The organism is Phreatobacter sp. (assembly GCF_030691135.1).
GTDB lineage: Bacteria > Pseudomonadota > Alphaproteobacteria > Rhizobiales > Phreatobacteraceae > Phreatobacter.
In genome coordinates this window covers 25,364-46,686 of the sequence record NZ_JAUYFA010000089.1, presented here as the reverse complement: position 1 = coordinate 46,686, position 21,323 = coordinate 25,364, and the positions used below count along the sequence as shown (strand labels likewise).

Sequence of the window (21,323 nt, the reverse complement as noted above, 5' to 3'; positions counted from 1 at the left end):
AAAAGACCGGTCGCGGCGGCATCACGGCCCGAGGCGCTTGCCCGTATCGGTCGCGAAGAGGTGCAGGTGCTCGGCGGCGGCGGCGACCGAGACCGGTGTCCCCGGCGCGAGCAGGGCCTTGCCGGGCAGGCGGGCGATGATCTCCTGGCCGGTGCCGCCGATCGGTCCGTAGACGAAGGTCTCGGCCCCGACCGCCTCGACCGCCGAGACCGGGAAGGTGATGCCGAGAGCATCGTCCGGCACCGGTCCGGTGGCCACGATCATGTGCTCCGGCCGCACCCCGAGCGTCGCCCCGCCCGCCGGGACGGCGAGGCCGCGTCCACCCGTCAGGCCAGGCGCCTGCGGGCCGTTCTCTCCGGCGCCGACAGGGATGAGGTTCATCGGCGGTGCGCCGATGAAGCTGGCGACGAAGGTCGAGGCCGGCTTCTCGTAGAGATCGAGAGGCGATCCCTGCTGCTCGACATGGCCCTTGGACATGACGACGAGGATGTCGGCGAGGGTCATCGCCTCGAGCTGGTCGTGGGTGACATAGACCGAAGTGACCCCCAGCGCCCGCTGCAGCTTCTTGATCTCGACCCGCATCTGGATGCGCAGCTTGGCATCGAGGTTGGAGAGCGGCTCGTCGAAGAGGAAGACCTGCGGCTTGCGGACGATGGCGCGCCCCATGGCGACGCGCTGGCGCTGGCCGCCGGACAGGGCCCGCGGCTTGCGGTCGAGAAAGGGAGAGATCTCGAGGATGCGCGCGGCTTCCTGCACCCGCGCCTCGATCTCGTCCTTCGGCGTGCCGCGATTGCGCAGGCCATAGGCCATGTTGTCGTAGACCGTCATGTGCGGATAGAGCGCGTAGTTCTGGAACACCATGGCGATGTCCCGGTCCGAAGGGTCGAGATCGTTGACCCGGCCGGCGCCGATGCGGCAGTCGCCCTCGGTGATCGTCTCCAGGCCGGCGATCATCCGCAGCAGCGTGGACTTGCCGCAGCCGGACGGCCCCACCAGCACGCACAGCGCGCCGTCGGGGATCGCGATATCGATGTCCTTCACCGCTTCGACACCGCCCGGATAGACCTTGCGGACGCGGCTGAGGCTGACTTCGGCCATGGGGCCCTCTTACTTCTCGGTTTCGACCAGGCCCTTCACGAACCAGCGCTGCATCAGGACGACGACCAGCACGGGCGGGAGGAGGGCGAGGATCGCGGTAGCCATGACCATGTTCCAGTCGGTCGGCCCGCCAGCGGAATCGATCATCTTGGACATGCCGATGACGATGGTCTGCATCCTGGCGTCGGTGCCGATCAGCAGGGGCCACAGATACTGGTTCCAGCCATAGAGGAACAGGATGACGAACAGCGCCGCGATATTGGTGACGGAGAGCGGCAGCACAACGTCGCGGAAGAATTTCATCGGCCCGGCACCATCGATCTTTGCTGCCTCGACCAGTTCGTCGGGAATGGTCAGGAAGAACTGCCGGAACAGGAGGGTCGCCGTCGCCGAGGCGATGAGCGGGATGGTCAGGCCGGCATAGGTGTTCATCATGTTGAGATTGGTGATCACCTGGATCGTCGGCACGATCCGCACCTCCACCGGCAACATCAGGGTGATGAAGATCATCCAGAAGAAGGCCATGCGGAACGGGAAGCGGAAGAAGACCACCGCATAGGCGGAGAGGATCGAGATGATGATCTTGCCGACCGCGATCGACAGCGCCATCACGGTCGAGTTGAACATCATCTCCCAGACCGGCGGCGTCATGATGCGGCCGGAGCGGCCGCCCTGCCAGAGCGCCTCGCCGTAATTGGCGGCGGCCCGGTCGCCGGGCAGCAGCGGCATCGGCGCCTGGGCGATCTCCGGATTGGACAGGGTCGAGGCGACGAAGGCCACCCAGAGCGGGAAGGCGGTGATGAAGATGCCGATCGCGATGACGAGATGCGGGACCCAGTCGCGGCGGACGCTCTTCGTCATGGGGGTGTCGAGCTGCGCGGCCATCAGTAGTGCACCTTGCGCTCGATGTAGCGGAACTGGATGACCGTCAGGCCGATGACGATGAACATCAGGATCACCGCCTGGGCGGAGGACCGGCCGAGATCCTGGGCGATCAGCCCGTCATACCAGGCCTTGTAGATCAGCACTTCCGTCGACTTGCCCGGTCCGCCCTGGGTGACGGCATGGATCACGCCGAACGTATCGAAGAAGGCGTAGGTGAGATTGACGATCAGCAGGAAGAACGTGGTCGGCGACAGCAGCGGGAAGACGATGGTCCAGAACCGCCGGATCTCCCGCGCGCCGTCGATGGCGGCGGCCTCGATCAGGGATTTCGGGATCGACTGCAGGCCGGCGAGGAAGAACAGGAAATTGTAGCCGATCTGTTTCCAGGCCGAGGCGATGAGCACGACGATCATGGCGTCGGTGCCGTCGATGCGCGGGTTCCAGTCGATGCCGATCAGCCGCAGCGGATAGGCGATCGTGCCGATCGAGGGCTGGAACAGGAACAGCCAGAGCGCACCCGCCACGGCCGGCGCGATCGCATAGGGAACGACGAGGATGGTCTTGTAGGCGGTGGCGCCGCGGACGACCCGGTCGGCCATCACCGCGAGCAGCAGGGCCGGGATCATCGACAGGGCGGTGACCCCGAACGAGAACAGGAAGGTCCGCTGCATCGTCGAGAGATAGGCCGGGTCCTGCAGCACGGCCTGGAAGTTCTCCAGCCCGACGAACTGGACGGAAAAGCCGAACGGATCCTGCAGCAGCGTCGACATCCAGATCGCCTGGCCGGCGGGCCAGAAGAAGAAGACGAGCGTGATGGCGATCTGCGGTGCCAGCAGAAGATAGGGAAGCAGCTTCTGCGGAAAGACGACCTTGCGTTCCATGATGGTCCCTGACGCGATCCCGGCGCGGTGACGAGGCGGTCAGGCCCTCGGGGGGTGATGCAGCGTCACGCCGGCCCCGCTCCGGTCGTCACGCAAAAAGGCACCGCGGGGTGTCGGGCCGGACTGGCCGGACACCCCGCGGCGGATCAAGTCGGATCAGTTGGCGGCGCCGACCGAGCGCTCGAACTGGCGCAGCGCGTCGTTGCCGCGGCGCACCGTGTTGTCGAGGGCGGCCTGGGCGGTCTGCTGACCCTGCAGGGCGCGCTCGACCTCCTCGTGGTACATGTCGCGGATCTCGGTCCAGCGGCCGAAGCGGTAGCCCGCCGAGTTGGCGGTCGGGGTGCCGCGGGTCAGCTGCAGGATCGGGACGTCACGACCCGCGTTCTGCTGGAAGAAGCCCTCGGCCTGCATCGCCTGGAAGGCGGCATTGGTGGCCGGGAGGAAGCCCGTCGCCTTGGCGAAGCGGACATAGGTCTCCGGACGCGCCAGGAAGGCGAGGAACTGGGCGACGCCGCGGAGCTCCTCGGCCGAACGGTTCGGCGCGTTGAAGACCCAGAGCGAGGCACCGCCGACGATCGAGTTCTTCGGCTCGGCGATCACGTCGGGCCAGAACGGCATCGGCGCGACCGAGAACTTCGCCTTCAGGTCGCGGGCGATGGCCGCATGGCCGCCCGAGGACTGGATCAGCATGGCGCAGGTGCCGGCGACGAACAGCGCGTTGGCGTCGTTCGAGCGGCCGCCATACTGGAAGGCCTTGTTGCGGGAGGCGTCGACCAGGGTCTGGACCATGCGGGCGCGGGGCGCGTCGTTGAAGTTCAGCACCGCGTTGAGACCGCCGCGGCCGTTGGCCTCGGTGGAGAGCGGCAGGTCGTGGATGGCCGAATACTGCTCGAGCATCGTCCAGGCGAGCCAGGTCGTGGTGAAGCCGCATTCTGCGGCGTTGCGCTCACGGATCTGGTTGGCGGCGGCGATGACCTCCGGCCAGGTGCGCGGCGGCTTCGACGGGTCGAGGCCGGCCTTGGTGAAGATGTCGTCGTTGATGAACATCACCGCCGTCGAGACGTTGAAGGGCAGCGAGTTCATCGTGCCGTCCGGACGGGAGTAGTAGCCGCGGGCCGGGCCGATAAAGGCAGCTGGGTCGAACTGCACGCCGGCGCGCTGCATCACCTCGGAGACCGGAATGGTGGCGCGCGGCAGGGCGAACATGTCGCCGGTGCCGGCATCGAACATCTGCATGATGTGCGGCGGGTTGCCGGCGCGGAAGGCGGCGAAGGCGGCGGCGCGCTGCTCGGGATACTGGCCGCGGAACTCGACCTTGGCTTCGAACTGCGTCTGGCTGGCGTTGAACTCCTGCGCATAGCGCATGATTTCTTCCTGGGCGGGGCCGGTCACGCCGATCCACATGGTGATGGGCGTGCGCGCCTGCTGTGCGAGAGCCGGCGACAACGCCAGTCCGGCGACCGCGGCGGCGGCAAGGAGAGTACGACGAGTATGCATGGAACAAACTCCCGGTGGACGGAGGGGGCCGATCTGGCTGCGACCCTTCTGGTTGCCGTCGACGACGGACGGGTGACAGTTTAATGAAGTTTCGATGACGGCGTAAAGCCGGCTCGAGCAGCCCCCGAACAGGCCCCGAAAACCCCGGATTGCCCGCTTTTCCGGCGCTTGAACCGGCCGTTCCGGCCGATGGCGGGACGAGATGTCGCAACCCCGGTCGCACATTTTACGCGCGGTGATAAGGGTGACCCGAGAGGATGGTGACGGCGCGGTAGAGCTGCTCGAGCGCCATGATGCGCACCAGCTGATGCGGCCAGGTCAGCGCACCGAAGCACAGGAAGAGGTCGGCCTCCGCCCGCAGCGCGGGATCGAGGCCGTCAGGCCCGCCGATGACGAGGGTGGTCGCCTCCTCGCCCGCATCCTTCCAGCGGCCGAGCAGGGCGGCGAAATCGGCACTGCCGAGGTTCTTGCCACGCTCGTCCAGGAGCACGAGCCGGCCGGCGCGCACCCGCCGGATCGCCGCGGCCTCCTCGGCTTTGCGGGCGCCCGCATCCGCGGCGCGGCTCTCGTCCAGCGTCAGGGTCTCGACGGCGCGGAAGCCCAGCGTCTTGCCGGCCTTGGCAGCGCGCTCGCGGTAGCGGGAGGCGAGCTCGGTCTCGGGGCCAGCCTTGGCACGCCCGACGGCGACGACGATCAGCCGCATGCCGGGGCTCCGGGCGGGACGGACAGGGAACGGACGCGGCGGGCGGTCAGCCCGCCAGCGCTTCGCCCGGACGGGCCGCCGACCACATCTTCTCGAGATTGTAGAAGCTGCGGACCTCGGGCCGGAACACGTGGATGATGACGTCGCCGGCATCGACCAGCACCCAGTCGCAGGCCGGCACGCCCTCGACACGCACCTGGCGCACGCCAGCTTCCTTCAGGGCCTTGACGAGATAGTCGGCCAGCGCGCCGACATGGCGATGCGAACGGCCGGAGGCCACCACCATCGCGTCGGCGATGGAGGTCTTGCCCCTGAGGTCGATGGCCTGGACTTCCTCGGCCTTGTTTTCGTCGAGGGAGTCGAGGACGAGCTGGAGGACTTCCGCCGAAGCGGGGTGTTCCTTGGAAGTCCCGGTGGGCGGCGCGCTGGCGGCCGGCCCCGGCAGGGTTGTGGTGGACAGGGTCCAATCCTCTCTGCTTCGCGCCGCAAGGGCGCCACAAGCAGGCATCATAGCCGAAAACGTGACGATTGGAAAACGGCGCGGTGAAAGGCGCAGCAGCCCCGCCGGCAAGCGCCCCTCCCCGACTCGCAATTCCGCCGGATTCGGGGCAGAACGAAGCCTCTCACCCGCTCGCGACAGGAACCGATGACCGCGACGTCCCGCACCCCCGCTCCGGCCTGGAGGATCGCCTTCGCCCGGCCGCGCCTCTGGCTGGCGGCGCTGCTGCTGGCGGCGGCGAGCCTTGCCGGCGGGTCCGGTGATGTCAGCCGGACGGCCGCTCAGGCGGGCGGCGCGGTTCTGCAGCGGGTGGCCTTCGACCTCGCCGTGCTGCGCCAGAGCGAGGCGCCCTCGGTCCAGCGCCGCATGGCGACGGACGACCGCACCGACGGGTCCGGCGGGCCGGATCTGGCGGATGCCGCGGCGACCGCTCCGGCGATCTCGGCCGGCAGGTCCGTAGGCGTGGCCGCCGCCGGCGCGGCGGTGCCCGCCAGCAGCAGGCGGCTGCTGCCCGAGGCACGGGCGCCGCCGGTCTGACGGCCGCGCGTCCCCGAGCCCTTTCCTCATCTCTGCCACGCGACCGACCCCGCGAGGGGCGGCGGTGTCGCGCCATCGCGACCGTGGCCCGATCACGAGCCTCTCCATGTCCATTCAGCAGCCGAACATCCGTCGCCAGACGACGCCCGTCACCATCGGCCTCGCACCGGTGCCCCCGCCACGGGCCGCAGAGGCATCTTCCACCGGCTCCGTGCGCCCGGAGGTGACTTCGCAGCGCGGCGACGACTTTGACGTCCTGAAGCTTCCCCCGGCCCGCTACGACCGCTGGGACCGCCTCTATCGCAACATCGTGCTGGCGCTCTTCGCCGTCGCCATGGTGGCGGGCTTCTGGTTCCGCCACTGACGGCGAGGGAGCGGCGGGCCACCTGCCGCTCCCGCCTTGACAGCGCCGCCTCCGTATACTTAACCTATGAGTTAAGTGAAAATACCGTCGAGGATCTTCCCATGGCCGCGGCCGCCATCATTCCCCACCTGAACATCGAGGGAGCCTCTCAGGCCATCGCCTTCTATGTCACCGCCTTCGGCGCCACCGAACTGGCCCGCATGCCGGCGAACGACGGCAAACGGCTGCTGCACGCCGCGCTGACCATCAACGGCTCGACGGTCTTCCTGCACGACGACTTCCCCGAACATGTCTTCCCCGGCGCCGTTTTCGGCCCGCCGCCCCGCGTCGGCGGCGTCTCCGTCACACTGCACCTCGTGGTCGACGACTGCGACGCCTGGTACGACCGCGCCATGAAAGCCGGCGCCACCATGGTCATGGCCCCGCACGACGCGTTCTGGGGCGACCGCTACGCCCAGATCGTCGACCCCTTCGGACATTCCTGGAGCTTCGCCCACGCCTTGGCGGCGAAGGCCTGACGCCCATGACCTGGAGACGATCCATGCTCTATGCCCTCGCCGCCGTCCTGGTCGCCGTCACCGGCCTTCTCGCCACGGCCTGGGCCCGGCCGGATCATTTCCGCCTCGAGCGCTCCACCCTGATCGCCGCGGCGCCGGAGACGATCCGCCCGCTCATCGCCGACTTTCGCGTCTGGCGATACTGGTCGCCCTGGGAGGCGAAGGACCCCGGCATGAAGCGCACCCTGTCGGGAGCCGAAGCGGGGGTGGGGGCGGTCTATGGCTGGGAGGGCAACGGCCAGGTCGGCACGGGCCGCATGGAGATCGTCGAGGACACACCCCGCCAGATCGCCATCAAGCTCGACTTCCTCAAGCCCTTCGAGGCCCACAACCTCGCCGAGTTCACCCTCGTCCCCGAGGGCGCCGGCACCCGCGTCACCTGGGCCATGTCGGGTCCGCAGCCCTTCATCGCTCGGCTGATGACCATGGTTTTCAGCATGGAGCGCATGGTCGGACCCGATTTCGAGGCCGGCCTCGCCAACCTCAAGCGGCAAGCGGAAGGCTGACGCGCCGCACGTTCCCCCCAAGACCAACCGACAAGAGGAGAGACGCCATGTTCGGAGAACCGCAGAAGGAAAACGCCTGGCTGCAGCGCTTCATCGGCACCTGGGACTACGACCACGACTGCCCGGAAGAGCCGGGAAAGAAGCTCAGGGGCCGCCAGACCTTCACCTCCCTCGGCGGCTTCTGGATCGTCGGCCAGGGCACCGGCGAGATGCCGGGCGGCGGGCCGGCGACAATGCTGCTGACCATCGGCTATGACCCGGCGAAGGGCCGCTATGTCGGCACCTGGGTCGGCTCGATGATGCCGAACCTCTGGGTCTATGACGGCGAACTCGACGCCGCCGGAAAGACCCTGACGCTGCAGGCCGACGGCCCGTCCTTCTCGGGCGACGGCACCATCGTCACCTATCAGGACATCATCGAGGTGAAGTCAGACGACCACTACGAGTTCCGCGGGCAGGTACGACAGCCGGACGGCTCGTGGAACGTCTTAATGCGCTCCGACTACCGCCGCGCGGCCTGAGGCCTCACACGCGCTTGCGGAACATCAGGATCACCGCGACGGGCACCACGAAGCCGATCACCGTCGCGGTGATGAGGAGGTCGCCGAGCTCGGCATAATTGCCGCGGCCGACCGTGAAGATCTGGTTGAGGTACTTGGTCTGCAACTGACCTGCGACCAGCGCGAGGTTCATCAGGGAGGCCATGAGCGCAAACCAGGTGGCCCGCCGCCCCTCCGGCGCATAATAGGCGATGAGGGTCAGGAGCGGGATCATCGACAGCTGGGCGAAGGGCGATGAGGTCGCGGCATCCACCACCGCAATGGTGCGCGCGCCGAAGCCGAAATTCGCCTGCGTCCAGTCGGCCAGCCCGTAGAACAGCCCGATATTGGGCAGTGACAGGATCGTGCCGGCAACCGCGATCCAGAACAGCACGGTCGTCACCGAATATTCGGTGAGCTGCTTGGAGAACAGCCACATGGCGGCGATGGCGAGCACCGCGCCGGTCTGGCGCAGCACGCCATAGAAGGCCTCGTCGAATTTCAGCACGTCGAGCGACCACCAGAAATAGCCGTCGCCGACGCCGGGCGTCGCGCGGAAGGCGAAGATGATCACCGAGGCGAAGATGATGGCGCGACGCGTCGTCGGGTCGATGTCGCGGGTGACGAGGTGCAGCATGGTCAGGACGATCGCCATCGAGCCGACGAAGACCGCCTCCTGCGCATAGGGCACCCCGCCCAGCGCCACCGAGACGACGAAGGCGCCGAAGCCGAGGCCGCCGCCGAGAATGCGCCAGTCGAGCGGTTGCCGCTCGGCCGTCTCGGCGCCCGAGGCGAGGATCCCGACGACCGAGATGGCGGGGATGGCGAGGCCGCAGAGGAACACCTGCTCGCGGGTCAGGTGCTGGGCGAGCCAGCCGGAGAGACCGGCGACCGAGAGGATGCCGATGCCGAGCGCCAGGCGCCCCAGCACCTGCACCATGCCGAGTTCGGCGCGGATCTCGCCGTCGGGACGCGGCGCGCCGGCGGCATCGGTGCGCGCGACCACTTCGGAGGACATGGCGTCGGCGACGACATCCTGGATCACCGCGCCGAGGACGATGAGGAGCGCACCGAGGATGAAGGCCTGGTCGGGCCTGAGGGTGGCGAGCCTGCCGCCGGCGGAGGCCGCCAGCGTCAGCAGGCCCAGAGCCACCAGGGTCGCACCGATGAGGACATAGGCGCGGCGCTGCGAGCCGAACAGCGGCACGCTGTCGACGAGCTGGCCGAACACCATCTTGATGGTCCAGGGCAGGCTCAGCCAGACACCGATACCGGCGAGTTCCGCGGGGGACAGCGACAGGCTCTCCTTCACCCACATGTCGCGCGCGACATCGATGATGCCGAGCGCGCCATAGGCGAAATAGACCATGAGGAGCGGCAGATAGGCGTTCTTCAACGCCCGGACGGGCCGCGCGACGTTGTCATGCCAGATTGCCGCGAGCCGGCCCGGGGGGCTGCCGGGAACCGGCAGTCCGGGTGTCGCTGCTTTCACGCCGGTGGGGCCGTCTGGCTGCATGCCGTCCTGTCTGTCACCGCGGCGCCCGGCAGGTCAAGCGACGCGCCGCGGCTGGGCTGTCAGGCGACGTGGCAGGGGGTGCCCTTCGGCGCCTTGGCGCAGGCGAGCGCACCGAGCGTCTCGGCGATCCGTTCCTCGCCCGCCCTGACCGAGGAGACCGGCCATTCCGCGACGACCTGGTCGGCCTTCCGGAACACGACTTTGAAGGGTCGGCCCTCGAAAGCGCTCGGACGAACTTCCGCTGTCAGCTGCATTGTGGCCTCCCTTTCCGGTGACGGTCCTACGACGCCGCCAAGGAAGCAGATGGTCGCGGCGACACTGTGGCGCATCCCCGCGTTTTTCATGGGATGATCAAAGATCTGCGAGCAGCCGGCTAAGCGGTCAGGGCCCAGACTGCCGTGCGCTTAATCTCGAGATCCTCGAGAGCCCGCGTCACCGGCACCTGATATTCCGCCAGCTTGGCGAGGCCGGTCTTCGGCAGATAGGCGCGCCCGGGATCGCCGATCAGCACGGTGCGGCCGGCCGCCGCCAGCGGCCCGAGCCAGCCCATCATCGCCTCGGTCATGTCGCGCTGGTAGCAGACGTCCCCGGCGAGGATCACGTCGAAGGCACCGTCGCTGCCGACGGGATCGCGTGTTTCGGCCGTCACGGCGACACCATTCGCCGCTGCATTGAGCCCGACGGCCACCGCGCAGAAGGCGTCGATATCGACCGCCGTCACGGCGCGCGCACCCGCCTTTGCCGCGGCGATGGCGACGAGGCCGGAGCCGGTCGCCACATCCAGCACGCTCTTGCCGCGAACGATCTCGGGATGGTCGAGGACATAGCGCGCCAGCGCCTGGCCGCCGGCCCAGGCGAAGGCCCAGAAGGGGGGCGGCAGGCCGATCTCGCCGAGCTCGTCCTCGGTCTTCTGCCACAGCGCCGTCGCCTCGTCGGCGAGGTGGAGGACGATCTCCGGCGCATGCGGCACCGCCGTCAGCCGCGTATGCGCGGTGATGAAGGCGGCTCGATCGAGGCTCGCGTCGGTCATCGGCGGTTCGGCCTTTCAGCGGCGGTCGGCCGGCGGCCCTGTCGGCCTACGAAAAAAGCCGGGCGCTGGGCCCGGCTTCCGCATCCCTGTGATCAGGAACGGTTCACTGCGTCAGCGGCGCGCCGCCCGGCAGCTGGCCGCCGGTTTCGGCCATGCGCTGGCGGTAGAGGGCGGCGAAATCGACCGGATCGAGATAGAGCGGCGGGAAGCCGCCGTCGCGCGTCGCATTGGCGATGATCTGCCGGGCGAAGGGGAACAGCAGGCGCGGGCACTCGATCAGCACGATGGGATGAACGGCCTCCTGCGGCACGTTGGCGATGCGGAAGATGCCGCCGAAGATGAGCTCGAACTTGAAGAGCGTCATTTCCTTGGTCTTGGCGTCGCCGTCGATGGTGAGTTCGATCTGGAACTCCTGCTCGCTGATCGGATTGGCGTTGACGTTGATCTGGATGTTGATCGCCGGCTGGTCGTTCTGCGGCATCAGCGAGCGCGGGGCGTTGCGGTTCTCGAACGAGAAGTCGCGAACGTACTGGGCGAGCACATTGAGCTGCGGGGCCGCGTCGAGGGCGGTGTCGCCGTTCGGGGTCATCAGGAAATCTCCGTTGGCGCCGCAGACGGGCGGCTTCGAGGTGGTCTGTCGATCCGTGGCGGGCTCGCTAGCACGCGAGCACCGGTGCGGGCAAGGTGAAGCGGCAGGCGATCAGCTCTTGCCCGGCGGGCCGAGCCGCGGATCGGCGCCGGGCGGCCGGCGCTCCTCGCGCCAGTCGGCGGGCTCGAGGTCGACGACACCCGGCGGCGGCGGGCGCTGGCCGGTGGTGGTCAGGCCGCCGCGGGAGAGAAGGCCGCGCAGCGCCGGGACGAGCAGGATCACCGCGATCACGTCCGTGACGAAGCCGGGAATAGCGAGAAGGAGGCCGGCAAAGGCGGTCAGCATGCCGCTGCGTGCCGCCTCGCCGCTCATCAGCACGACGCCGCCCGAGCGCATCACCTGGGCGAGCAGGAGCTTCGCCCCGCCCTTCAGCAGCATGATGCCGAGGAAGGAGGTGAGGACGACCCCGAACAGAGCGCCTAGAAAGCCGATCTGGCCCGCCACGAAGAAGAACGTGGCGAATTCCAGGAAGGGCAGCGCGATCAGGCCGAGCACGAGCCAGCGCAGTTGAATCATCTCAAAATCTCCGCCGACATAGCTGGTCCTTCCCTCGCCTTTTCGCAAGCAGATGCGCCGTCGCAGGGGCGGGGCGGGGCGGGGCAGACGGTGAAGCAGGTAGGCCCCACCCGCACCCTCCCCGCTGCGCGGAGAGGGGGACTACAGCCTAGCGCCTTCTCTTCGACGGCCGAGCCAGGCACGAAGGGACGGCGAGGGTCTGGACGTCAAAGTCCCCCTCTCCTCGCGCCAGCGAGGGGAGGGTAAGGGTGGGGAACCCCGTCGTCCCGCGACCTCAGGCCGCCGCGGGGGTCCGACCGGCGAGAACCGCGCTCATCACCGGCAGGTCGACGTTCTGGCCCGACAGGATGACGCCCGCCTTCCGGCCCTTCAGCCCGCCGGCCTCGATTGCCAGCGCCGCCAGCGCGGCGGCGCCCGCCCCCTCGGCGGCATTGTGGGTATCGGTCCAGTAGATGCGCATCGCCTCGGCGATGGCGTCCTCGGAGACCGCGATGCAGCGCGCCACCCCTCGCGCGATCAGGGCGAAGGCCTCAGGGCTGGGAATGCGCACCGCCATGCCGTCGGCGAAGCTGGTCGCGTCATTGGTCTCCACCACCCGGCCCGCCGCCAGCGACAGCGCATAGGCAGGCGCATTCTCGGCCACCACGGCGACGACCTCGGTCGGAAGTCCCAGGAGATCGCGGGCGGCGATCACGCCGCAGATTCCCGAACCGAGGCCGATCGGCACATAAACAACGTCAAGATCGGGATGGGCCGTGAAGAGCTCCAGGGCATAGGTGCCGACGCCCATCACGAGGTCGCGCTGGAACGAGGCGGCGAACTCGTAGCCGCGCTCGCCCGCGATCTCGACCGCCCGCGCCCGCGCCTCGTCGAAGTCGCGGCCATGCTCGACGAGCTCGGCGCCGAAGGCCTTCATCGCCGCGTTCTTCTCCACCGAATTGCCGTGCGGCACGACGATGACCACCGGCAGGCCGACCCGGCGGGCGGCGAAGGCGAGGCTCTGGCCGTGATTGCCGCGGGTGGCGGATACCATGCCCTTCACATGCGGGCGCTCGCGCACGAGACGGTCGACATAAACCAGCCCTCCGCGCACCTTGAAGGCGCCGGTCGGCGTGTGGTTCTCGTGTTTGACCACGACCTCGCAACCGTATCGTGCGGCGAGCAGCGGCCAGGCGAAGGCCGGTGTCGGCGGCATGGCCGTCTGCACCAGGGCATGGGCGGCGTTGAGTTCGTCGAGGCTGAAGGGCTGCATGGCTCAGGCCGCCCGCGCCGGGAACACGCCGGCCCGGCCGAGCGCCGAGGGCAGCGGCTTGCCGAGCACACCGGCGAGCCAGCGCGAGGTGTCGAGCAGCCTGTCGATGTCGAGCCCGGTCGCGATGCCCATGCGGTCGAAGACATAGACGAGGTCCTCGGTGGCGACATTGCCCGTCGCCGCCGGGGCGAAGGGACAGCCGCCGGTGCCGCCGGTCGAGGCATCGAGGAAGTCGACCCCCGCCTCCACCGCGGCGATGGCATTGGCGACGCCGGTATTGCGCGTGTCGTGGAAATGGCAGCGCCACTTGATCGTGGCGGACATAGAGCGCGCGCGCGCCAGCATCTCCGTCACCTGCGGCGGCACGGCGCAGCCGATCGTGTCGGCGAAGCCGATATCGAAGGGATCGCTCTTCAGCAGCTCCTCCACGATGCCCATGACCCGCTCCACCGGCACCTCACCGTCGAAGGGGCAGCCGAAGGCGGTGGCGAGCGAGATGGACAGGGGCACGCCCGCCGCGCGCGCGATGGCTGCGACCTCGCGGGTGCCCTTCACCAGATCCTCGACCGAGGCGTTCTGGTTGCGGTTGGCGAAGGTCTCGGAAGCGACGACGACATAATTGATCTGGCTGCACTCCGCCGCCACGGCCCGCTCGGCGCCGCGCGCGTTGAGGGCAAGGCCGATCAGGTTGCGACCGGCCCGGCGCGGCCCGAGCCCTGCCATCACGCCTTCCGCATCGGCCATTTGCGGCACCCGCTTCGGATTGGCGAAGGACACCGCCTCGACATGGCGGAAGCCGGCGGCAAAGGAGCGCTCGACGAGACTGATCTTGTCCTCCGTCGAGACCATGACCTTCTCGTTCTGCAGCCCGTCGCGCGGGGCGACCTCGATGATCTCGACCGAGCGTGGCGTCTTCGTCATGGCATTCCTCCGCACCGCGTGTTTGTCGGCAAAGACGACGGCCATGGCAAGACGGCCGGATGGCGGCGCACCCTGCGCCATGGCATAGCATCGCGCTCCGCCGAAAGCGGCAACGAGAGACGACACGAGGGAGACACGCCCATGGCGACGGCACGCGCGGTTCGGCTTCACGGCTTCGGCGAACCGGAGGTGATGGCGATCGAGACCCTCGAGCTGCCGCCGCCTGGCCCGGGCGAGGTGCAGATCCGCCAGACCGCCATCGGCTTCAACTTCATCGACGTCTACCAGCGCCGCGGCACCTATCCGCTGCCCACGCCGACCGGGCTCGGCCACGAGGCGGCGGGCGTGGTCGAGGCCGTCGGGCCCGGCGTCACCTCGGTCGCCCCCGGCGACCGCGTCGCCTACATCAATGCCGGCATCGGCGCCTATGCCGACCGCCGCATCGTGCCGGCCGAGCGCCTTGTGAAACTCCCTGACAGCGTCTCTGACGAGGCCGCCGCGACGCTCATCTTCAAGGGGCTGACCGCCCAGTACCTGCTGCGCAAGACCCACCGGGTCGCGCCCGGCGACCTCATCCTCGTCCATTCGGCGGCCGGCGGCGTCGGGCAGATCCTGGTGCGCTGGGGCAAGGCGCTCGGCGCCGAGGTGATCGCCACCGCCGGCGGACCGGAGAAATGTGCGCTGGCGAGGCGCATCGGCGCCGACCATGCCGTCGACTACCGGCAGGAGGATTGGCCGGCGGCGGTGCTCGCCGCCACGGGCGGCCGCAAGGCGCGGGTGGTCTATGACGCCGTCGGCAAGGACACGTTCCTGAAGTCCCTCGACTGCATCCAGCCCTTCGGCCTGATGGTCTCCTACGGCGCGGCCTCCGGGCCGGCGCCCGATATCCACCCGGAACTCCTCAACAAGAAGGGCTGTCTCTTCCTCACCCGCCCCTCGGTCTTCCCGCACAATGCCGACCCCGCAGTGTTCCGCGAGAACGCCGCCGAGCTCTTCGCCGCCATCGCAGCGGGGCATGTCGCCGTCGACATCGGCGCGCGTTTCGCCCTTGCCGACATCGCCGCGGCCCACAGGGCGGCGGAGGCGCGAGCGACGACCGGTGCGATCCTCATCACGCCGTGAGGCTCACCGGCCGAGGGTCCTGTGGTCGGCAAGCCGCGTCCACCACCGGAGGACCGCCTCGAGCGGCCCCTGCTGAAAGACACGCAGCCACAGGGTTGCGGCGAGATGCGTCGCCGCAGCCACGCCGAGGGCGATCAGGAGACAGCCCATGGCCCCGACGGTGCCATAGAGCCCGAGGCCGTAGCCGTTGAAGATGAGCCCGGCCAGAACCCCCTCGAGGACATAGCCGGTCAGCGACATGCGGCCGGGCCTGGCGATGATGTCTGCGGCTTGCCATCGCCGCGACGCCCGGATGATCAGGAGAAGATAGGCGATCGAGAGGATGGGCGCGGCGACGGCGAGCAGCACGAAGCCGGCCAGTGCCGCAAGTCCCTCGCCAAACAGGCCGGCCATGGCAGCGGCATAGACCCCATTCAATCCGAGCCCGACGACCAGGAACCAGGGAAGCGCCCTGTCGAACCGGGCATGGATCGGCGAACCCGGATCCAATGCCCCCCGCCTCGCCGCGAACAGCCCGGCCGCAAAGGCCGCGAAGGCGATCGGCCCGTTGAACAGCACAACGAAGGCGAATGCGGACGGCCATTCACCGATGCGCTGCCGAATGCTGTCGGCGATTCCCCCGCGATAGCCCCCGGTGGTCGGCGGCGGCACCATCGCCGCCAAGATATCGGGCAGAAGGGCGCCAAGCAGCGCGAGGCTGGCCATGGCGAGGACGACACATCCCGCCATGACGCCGAGCAGGACCTTCGGCGACGCCGTGTGCAGCAGCAGGAGGCCCGCCCCCAGCAGCGCATAGAGGAGGAGGATATCGCCGGCAAACACCAGGAGGCCGTGGGCGATTCCCAGGAGCGCCAGGCCGCTCAGGCGAAGGCTGAACCGCGCGGCCGCAGAATGACCCTCCCGCTGTGCAGCGGCGATCTGCACGGCGAAGCCCCATCCGAAGACGAAGGAGAACAGGATGAAGAATTTCCCCTGGAACAGCCACTCCACCAGGAATTGCGCGACGGCATCCGCGCCGGTGGGACGGACAAGCGTCGGAGGGTTGGCGAGGAAGGGGATGTTGACGACGGCGATGCCGATCAGTGCGATCGAGCGCAGGAGGTCGATGTCGGCGGTTCTTGCCATGGTCCGCGCCTTGGGCCAGAGTTGAGCAGATGCTCAATTGAGCAACCGCTCAACAAAGTCAAGGTGCCCTATGCCCCGCCTGAAAGGTGCAGATCGTCGCACGCTGATTCTGGAAGCCGCGGAGAGGACCATCCTCCGGAAGGGGCTGGCGGCGGCCACCACCCGGGACGTCACATCCGACCTGGGTGTCGCGGCCGGCTTGCTGGCACATTATTTCAGCTGGTCGGCGCTCCGGGCCGCGGCCTTCTCGCATGTGATCGGCGCGGACATCGAACGGTCCGTCACAGGCCGCATGGGAGAGGCGCCCGAGACTGTTCTTTCCGACCTCGTCGACGGGGCCTTCAGTGTCGAGGCGGATGCCCTGTGGCGCCTGTGGCTGGAAGCCACGGAACTGGGGTCAAGCGACCCCGCGCTCGCCGACGCGGCATCCCGGGGCACCGACCGATGGCAGGCGGGGCTGTCGTCTCTCCTCGCACGCGGCCGGGCGGCGGGCACCTGGGCCTGCCCTTCGCCGGATGAATCCAGCTGGCGGATCATCGCGATCCTGCTGGGCCTGGCAGGCCTTTGCCTCATTCCGGGGAGCCCGCTGTCCCGCGACGCGGCCACCCATCACCTGAGAATCGCTGTCCGCCACGAATGCGGAACGTCAGCGTGATGGCTGCACGGCCAGGGGCGCCGTCAGGTGCCCCGCGGCTTGGCCCGGTGCGTCGCCGTCGCTGCCGCGGGATCATCCGGCCAGGGATGCCGGGGATAGCGGCCCTTCATCTCTGATTTCACCGCCTGGTAGGAGCCCTTCCAGAAGCCGGGCAGGTCGCGCGTGACCTGCACCGGGCGATGGGCGGGTGACAGAAGCTCCACCACCAGCGGGATCTTGCCGCGGGCGATGCTCGGATGGACGGCAAGACCGAACAGTTCCTGCACGCGGATCGACAGGACCGGCTCCTCGCCCTCATAGGTGATCGGATGGCGCTGGCCGGAGGGCGCGTCGAAATGGCTGGGCAGATCGGTCTCGATCCGCCGCTTGACGTCCCATGGCACCAGCTGGTCGAGGGCGTTGCCGAGGTCGTCGGCGCCGATCTGCGCCAGCGCCGTCCTGCCGAGGATGTGCGGCACCAGCCAGTCGGCGACAGTGGCGGCGAGCGCCTCGTCGGAGAGATCGGGGAAAGCCTCGTCGACGCGGCGCAGGAAGGAGACGCGGTGGCGAAGCGCCAGTTGCGGCTTCGACCAGGGCAGGCGGGAGAGGCCGAGCTGCGCGATGCCTTCGGCGAGCGCCCGCGCGCTCGCCTCGTTCGGCGGCACGGCAAGCGTCTGCTCACCGAGGCTGACGGCGCCGAGACGCCGAACGCGCCGCGCCCGCAGCGCTGCCGCTCCCCTGTCGAAGGTCACCTCCGCGCGCGTCTCGATCCGGTCGGCGAACCCCTCCTCGATCTCCGCGAGGTTGATCGGCGCGGCCGACAGGATGCGTGCCCGCGCCGCGACGCCGCCGATCTCCGCCACAGCGAGGAAGGTCTCGCGCGCCAGGGGCGACGCCGCGTCCACCGAGCCGCCACGGCCGTTGGCGAGAACGAAATCACCGTCCTTGCCGCGGGCCCGGGCGATGCGGTCCGGAAAGGCCAGCGCCAGCACGGCGCCGGCCCGCTCCGGCCCGGAACCGACATCAGGCGCGGATCTCACCTCGCGCAGCCAGCCCGCCGCCATCCGCCGCGCATCCTCGGCGCGGCGCGAGCGGTCGGTCCTGAGCCGGTCGAGGCGGTGGCCGAGATGGACGTCGTCGCCGCCGAGGCCGCGTTCGGAGACCAGCAGCGCCAGATCGGCCGCCAGCCGCCCCTCGCCGCGTGCGCTGGCATCCACCACCATGCGCGCCAGACGCGGCGCCAGCGGCAGGCCGCGCAAGAGCTTGCCCTCGGCGGTGATGCGGCCATCCGCATCGAGGGCGCCGAGGCTCTCCAGCAGCGCGCGGGCCTCGCTCAGCGCCGGCTTGGGCGGCGGATCGAGAAAGCCCAGCGTCGCGGGATCGGTGACGCCCCAGGCGGCACAGTCGAGCAGGAAGGATGAGAGGTCGGCGGCGAGGATTTCCGGCGTCGCATAGGCCGGGAAGGCGCCCTCCTGCGCCTCGTCCCACAGCCGGTAGCACACCCCCGGCTCGGTCCGGCCGGCGCGGCCGCGGCGCTGGTCGGCGGCGGCGCGCGACACGCGCACCGTCTCCAGCCGCGTCAGCCCGAGATCCGGCTCGAAGCGCGGCACGCGGGCGAGGCCGCAATCCACCACCACCCGCACGCCCTCGATGGTCAGCGAGGTCTCGGCGATGGCGGTCGCCAGCACGACCTTGCGTCGCCCCGCAGGCGCGGGCGCGATGGCGCGGTCCTGGACCTCGCGGTCGAGGGCGCCGAAGAGCTGCACGATGTCGACCGCCGGGTCCTTCACCGTGGTGGCGAGCAGATCGGCGGTGCGGCGGATTTCGGCGGCTCCGGGGAGGAAGACGAGCGCCGAGCCGGTCTCCTCGGCGAGTGCCCGGCGCACCACGCGCGCCACCTCCTCCTCGAGCCGCCCCTGCGGTTCACGGCCGACATGGCGGGTCTCGACGGTAAAGGCGCGCCCGGCGCTCTCGATCAGCGGCGCGTCAGCGAGCAGCCTCGCCACCCGCGCGCCGTCCAGCGTCGCCGACATCACGAGGATCCGCAGGTCCTCGCGCAGGCCCGCCTGTGCGTCCAGCGCCAGAGCGAGACCGAGATCGGCATCGAGGCTGCGCTCGTGGAACTCGTCGAAGAGCACGGCGGCGATGCCGGTCAGTGCGGGGTCGTCGAGGATCATGCGGGTGAAGATGCCTTCGGTGACGACCTCGACCCGTGTCCGCGCCGAAACCTTCGAGCCGAAGCGGACCCTGAGGCCGACCTGGCCACCGACCTCCTCGCCGAGGGTCCTCGCCATGCGGTCGGCCACGGCACGGGCGGCGATCCGGCGCGGCTCCAGCACCAGGATCTTGCCCGTCCCGGTCCAGGACTCGGCCATCAGTTCCAGTGGCACCCGCGTCGACTTGCCGGCCCCCGGCGGTGCGACGACCACGGCACGCGGGCCAGCCGCCAGCGCGGCTTTCAGGGCGGGAAGGACGGCATCGATGGGGAGGGCCGGGAGGGTCACGCGCGGCGTTTACGGTTCCTTCACCCCGTCCGCAAGCGGGACAGGTCGCGATGCCACGAAACCCGCGTCCGGGCCCTGCCCTTGCGATGCACGGTGCAAGGGCCGCCGGATGTTCCGGAACGGGACGGCGGCGGCCCGCCGGGATGTGGACGCATCCCGGCACAGGTCCGTCCGGACAGGGCTGCCGCCATCAAGAGCGGCGCCGCCGGGCGGTGGGGCGGCCGGTCCCCATGCTCCTCATGGCCGCCCGGATGCAACGGCCCGCGGTCGCCGCCGCGGGCCGTTCGCATGACAGGGGTCACGTCTTCCGGCCGGGACCGCCGGCGGAACGCTCCGCCGACCCACCGAAGACCCCAGGGGGAAACCCCGACCGTTGCCGAAATCAGTTCTGCCGCTTGGTGATCGAGATGGCATAGGCCGGCGTGCGGATCGCGAACATCGGATCATCGGCCGGTCCCGCAATGCCGTCCGCGAGGATTGTGGGGGCGAAGATCGTGTCGTCGCAGCGCGCCGCCTCGGCCGCAGAGCGGACATGCAACGTGCCGAGCTCGACGGTGGGGCGGCTGTCCTCGCCCTCCCACATCCGGGTGACGTCGGTCGTCGGATCACCGGGGCGGCCGATGATCGCGACCATCTTGAATCCGGCCGGCCTGGAGCTTGAGAGGCGGCCGCCGAGCTCATCGGCGAGGAAGTCACGCGGGCGGGCGCGGGCCTCGTCATCCGTCAGGTTGACGGCGCCGTCGAGCGGATCCATCCGGAACTTGACCACCTGGGCCGCGCCGCTGGCGTTCGTCAGGGTGTAGGCGTGGAGAGCCCAGTAGTTCACGCCGACCCACGAGCCGGGAATTGGCTTGCTGGCGAGGTAGCGCGCCTGGCCTGTCGTCTCCGGATTGGCCTCGGTGAAGGCGCGCACCTTCTCCGGGTCCATCTGGCCGTTGGCGCCGGGGCGACGGGCCTCGAGGAAGCCCAGCATCTGGGCGGGGGTCCGGGCGAAATTGATCGGCGCATTGACCATCACGAACTCGGTCTGGCCGGGTCCGTCGCCGTCGATGCGGATCGACAGGCCACGATTGACCCCGCGGGCACCATCGGCGACGGCGGGGTTGCCACCACCGACCGAAAAGCGGATCAGCGCCTGAGAGTTGCGCGTCAGGATCACCGCCTTGGAAAGCGCCTGCGCGGCGGCATTGGGAACGAATTCACCGGCATAGCAACGTCCCTTGGCCCCGCTCGGGCGATGGGTCCCGGGACCGGCGAAGGTCCGCATGAGTTCGACGATCGGCGTCGGATCGGCATCCTGTGCCGATACCGGGCTCGTCGGGACGAACAGGCTGATGGCAAGGCCCGCCGTGGCGGCGGCGCAATAGGCTTTCATGGGTCGCTCCCTCCCTCGCCGCTGCAACTTTCTGGCAGGGCTAGAAGACGATACGCCACAAAATACGACAGCGTTACGGGGATGCACGGTGCCATCGCGGAAATAGGATACCGCTCCGGCGGTCCCGGGCAGCCCTTGATCCTCTGCGCTCAAAACGGCTACAACGACGCGCGGCCTGCGAGATCGTCCGGTCTGGCGGGACAAGGCGACTGACATCCTTCGTGATGTCCTGATGGCCTTTGGCGGGTGTAGTTCAATGGTAGAACAGCAGCTTCCCAAGCTGCATACGAGGGTTCGATTCCCTTCACCCGCTCCAACGCTCGCCTCTGGTCCCGGGCGCTTCCCGCAACATGGTCTTCCGAAGTGCCCGCTGCCTGTCGTCCTTCAGCGGGATCAGGCATTTCGCCATGACCATCGCGGCCGAAGAGGCAGGACGTCAGGGACCGAGCCCCACCGCATGACCGGTTGCGCGAAGGGATCGCGGTCCCAGACGATCGGCAGCACCAGCACATAGGCGATGCTGAGCGCCATGAGATGCGGCAGGAGAAGAGCGCATGCCGCGGCGATGAGCGTTCCGGGCATGGAGTGCGCCACACAAGACGGCGGGAACACC

Annotated in this window: 24 protein-coding genes and 1 tRNA gene; 8 read left to right on the top strand and 17 right to left on the bottom strand. The window is 69.2% G+C overall.

The window, feature by feature from the left end:
- Positions 1-21: 21 nt before the first annotated feature.
- The 6 genes from Q8O26_RS16990 to rsfS all read right to left on the bottom strand — a co-directional run bounded on the left by Q8O26_RS16990 (position 22) and on the right by rsfS (position 5,635).
- Positions 22-1,098, bottom strand: coding sequence for a sn-glycerol-3-phosphate import ATP-binding protein UgpC (locus Q8O26_RS16990; RefSeq protein ID WP_305577718.1), 1,077 nt, complete (start codon positions 1,096-1,098; stop codon positions 22-24).
- Positions 1,099-1,107: 9 nt separating this feature from the next.
- Entirely contained in the window at positions 1,108-1,959 is an 852-nt protein-coding gene (ugpE, locus tag Q8O26_RS16985) for a sn-glycerol-3-phosphate ABC transporter permease UgpE (RefSeq protein ID WP_305577769.1), read from the bottom strand.
- Positions 1,960-1,982: 23 nt separating this feature from the next.
- Positions 1,983-2,864, bottom strand: coding sequence for a sn-glycerol-3-phosphate ABC transporter permease UgpA (gene ugpA / locus Q8O26_RS16980; RefSeq protein WP_305577716.1), 882 nt, complete (start codon positions 2,862-2,864; stop codon positions 1,983-1,985).
- Between the two features lie 156 nt (positions 2,865-3,020).
- Positions 3,021-4,361: an extracellular solute-binding protein gene (locus Q8O26_RS16975; protein ID WP_305577714.1), complete on the bottom strand. Its 1,341-nt coding sequence runs from the start codon at positions 4,359-4,361 to the stop codon at positions 3,021-3,023.
- Positions 4,362-4,587: 226 nt separating this feature from the next.
- A complete protein-coding gene (gene rlmH / locus Q8O26_RS16970; protein ID WP_305577712.1) occupies positions 4,588-5,064 on the bottom strand; it encodes a 23S rRNA (pseudouridine(1915)-N(3))-methyltransferase RlmH in 477 nt (158 codons plus the stop codon).
- 46 nt (positions 5,065-5,110) lie between these two features.
- Positions 5,111-5,635: a ribosome silencing factor gene (rsfS, locus tag Q8O26_RS16965; RefSeq protein WP_371134594.1), complete on the bottom strand. Its 525-nt coding sequence runs from the start codon at positions 5,633-5,635 to the stop codon at positions 5,111-5,113.
- A 75-nt stretch (positions 5,636-5,710) separates the two neighbouring features.
- Here rsfS and Q8O26_RS16960 point away from each other — a divergent pair, with 75 nt between their 5' ends.
- From Q8O26_RS16960 to Q8O26_RS16940, 5 genes are all read left to right on the top strand, one after another.
- The gene (locus tag Q8O26_RS16960; protein WP_305577710.1) at positions 5,711-6,100 is read left to right on the top strand and encodes a hypothetical protein; all 390 of its coding nucleotides are present in this window, start codon (positions 5,711-5,713) and stop codon (positions 6,098-6,100) included.
- Between the two features lie 106 nt (positions 6,101-6,206).
- On the top strand, positions 6,207-6,464 hold the full coding sequence (locus Q8O26_RS16955) for a hypothetical protein (protein WP_305577708.1): 258 nt from the start codon (positions 6,207-6,209) through the stop codon (positions 6,462-6,464).
- Between the two features lie 101 nt (positions 6,465-6,565).
- Complete coding sequence (locus tag Q8O26_RS16950; protein WP_305577706.1) at positions 6,566-6,982, top strand: VOC family protein; 417 nt, start codon at positions 6,566-6,568, stop codon at positions 6,980-6,982.
- Between the two features lie 23 nt (positions 6,983-7,005).
- Positions 7,006-7,527, top strand: coding sequence for an SRPBCC family protein (locus tag Q8O26_RS16945; protein WP_305577704.1), 522 nt, complete (start codon positions 7,006-7,008; stop codon positions 7,525-7,527).
- A 47-nt stretch (positions 7,528-7,574) separates the two neighbouring features.
- Positions 7,575-8,048 (top strand): DUF1579 domain-containing protein, encoded by a 474-nt coding sequence (locus tag Q8O26_RS16940; protein WP_305577702.1) that lies wholly within the window; start codon positions 7,575-7,577, stop codon positions 8,046-8,048.
- Between the two features lie 4 nt (positions 8,049-8,052).
- Here Q8O26_RS16940 and Q8O26_RS16935 read toward each other — a convergent pair whose 3' ends face one another.
- The 7 genes from Q8O26_RS16935 to Q8O26_RS16905 all read right to left on the bottom strand — a co-directional run bounded on the left by Q8O26_RS16935 (position 8,053) and on the right by Q8O26_RS16905 (position 13,950).
- The gene (locus Q8O26_RS16935) at positions 8,053-9,582 is read right to left on the bottom strand and encodes a hypothetical protein (RefSeq protein WP_305577700.1); all 1,530 of its coding nucleotides are present in this window, start codon (positions 9,580-9,582) and stop codon (positions 8,053-8,055) included.
- A gap of 59 nt (positions 9,583-9,641) precedes the next feature.
- Positions 9,642-9,836 (bottom strand): hypothetical protein, encoded by a 195-nt coding sequence (locus Q8O26_RS16930; RefSeq protein WP_305577698.1) that lies wholly within the window; start codon positions 9,834-9,836, stop codon positions 9,642-9,644.
- A gap of 119 nt (positions 9,837-9,955) precedes the next feature.
- Positions 9,956-10,612: a methyltransferase gene (locus Q8O26_RS16925; RefSeq protein WP_305577696.1), complete on the bottom strand. Its 657-nt coding sequence runs from the start codon at positions 10,610-10,612 to the stop codon at positions 9,956-9,958.
- Positions 10,613-10,715: 103 nt separating this feature from the next.
- Positions 10,716-11,201, bottom strand: coding sequence for a protein-export chaperone SecB (gene secB, locus Q8O26_RS16920; RefSeq protein ID WP_305577694.1), 486 nt, complete (start codon positions 11,199-11,201; stop codon positions 10,716-10,718).
- Between the two features lie 111 nt (positions 11,202-11,312).
- Positions 11,313-11,777: an FxsA family protein gene (locus Q8O26_RS16915; RefSeq protein WP_305577692.1), complete on the bottom strand. Its 465-nt coding sequence runs from the start codon at positions 11,775-11,777 to the stop codon at positions 11,313-11,315.
- 274 nt (positions 11,778-12,051) lie between these two features.
- Complete coding sequence (locus tag Q8O26_RS16910) at positions 12,052-13,029, bottom strand: threonine dehydratase (RefSeq protein ID WP_305577691.1); 978 nt, start codon at positions 13,027-13,029, stop codon at positions 12,052-12,054.
- A 3-nt stretch (positions 13,030-13,032) separates the two neighbouring features.
- The gene (locus Q8O26_RS16905; RefSeq protein WP_305577689.1) at positions 13,033-13,950 is read right to left on the bottom strand and encodes a hydroxymethylglutaryl-CoA lyase; all 918 of its coding nucleotides are present in this window, start codon (positions 13,948-13,950) and stop codon (positions 13,033-13,035) included.
- A gap of 141 nt (positions 13,951-14,091) precedes the next feature.
- Here Q8O26_RS16905 and Q8O26_RS16900 point away from each other — a divergent pair, with 141 nt between their 5' ends.
- On the top strand, positions 14,092-15,072 hold the full coding sequence (locus Q8O26_RS16900) for a quinone oxidoreductase (protein ID WP_305577687.1): 981 nt from the start codon (positions 14,092-14,094) through the stop codon (positions 15,070-15,072).
- 3 nt (positions 15,073-15,075) lie between these two features.
- Here Q8O26_RS16900 and Q8O26_RS16895 read toward each other — a convergent pair whose 3' ends face one another.
- Positions 15,076-16,197, bottom strand: a complete 1,122-nt coding sequence (locus Q8O26_RS16895) for a DUF418 domain-containing protein (RefSeq protein WP_305577685.1) — start codon at positions 16,195-16,197, stop codon at positions 15,076-15,078.
- Positions 16,198-16,267: 70 nt separating this feature from the next.
- On the opposite strand from Q8O26_RS16895, the gene Q8O26_RS16890 reads away from it, so the two are divergent.
- The gene (locus Q8O26_RS16890) at positions 16,268-16,852 is read left to right on the top strand and encodes a TetR family transcriptional regulator C-terminal domain-containing protein (protein ID WP_305577683.1); all 585 of its coding nucleotides are present in this window, start codon (positions 16,268-16,270) and stop codon (positions 16,850-16,852) included.
- Between the two features lie 23 nt (positions 16,853-16,875).
- Here Q8O26_RS16890 and hrpB read toward each other — a convergent pair whose 3' ends face one another.
- Positions 16,876-19,335 (bottom strand): ATP-dependent helicase HrpB, encoded by a 2,460-nt coding sequence (hrpB, locus tag Q8O26_RS16885; RefSeq protein ID WP_305577681.1) that lies wholly within the window; start codon positions 19,333-19,335, stop codon positions 16,876-16,878.
- A 382-nt stretch (positions 19,336-19,717) separates the two neighbouring features.
- Positions 19,718-20,710 carry a catalase gene (locus Q8O26_RS16880; RefSeq protein WP_305577679.1) on the bottom strand — a complete coding sequence of 331 codons (993 nt, stop codon included), beginning with the start codon at positions 20,708-20,710 and terminating at the stop codon, positions 19,718-19,720.
- A 242-nt stretch (positions 20,711-20,952) separates the two neighbouring features.
- Here Q8O26_RS16880 and Q8O26_RS16875 point away from each other — a divergent pair.
- Positions 20,953-21,026: transfer RNA gene (locus tag Q8O26_RS16875), tRNA-Gly, on the top strand.
- A 77-nt stretch (positions 21,027-21,103) separates the two neighbouring features.
- Here the strand turns inward: Q8O26_RS16875 and Q8O26_RS16870 are convergent.
- Positions 21,104-21,292 carry a hypothetical protein gene (locus Q8O26_RS16870; protein WP_305577677.1) on the bottom strand — a complete coding sequence of 63 codons (189 nt, stop codon included), beginning with the start codon at positions 21,290-21,292 and terminating at the stop codon, positions 21,104-21,106.
- Positions 21,293-21,323: the final 31 nt, after the last annotated feature.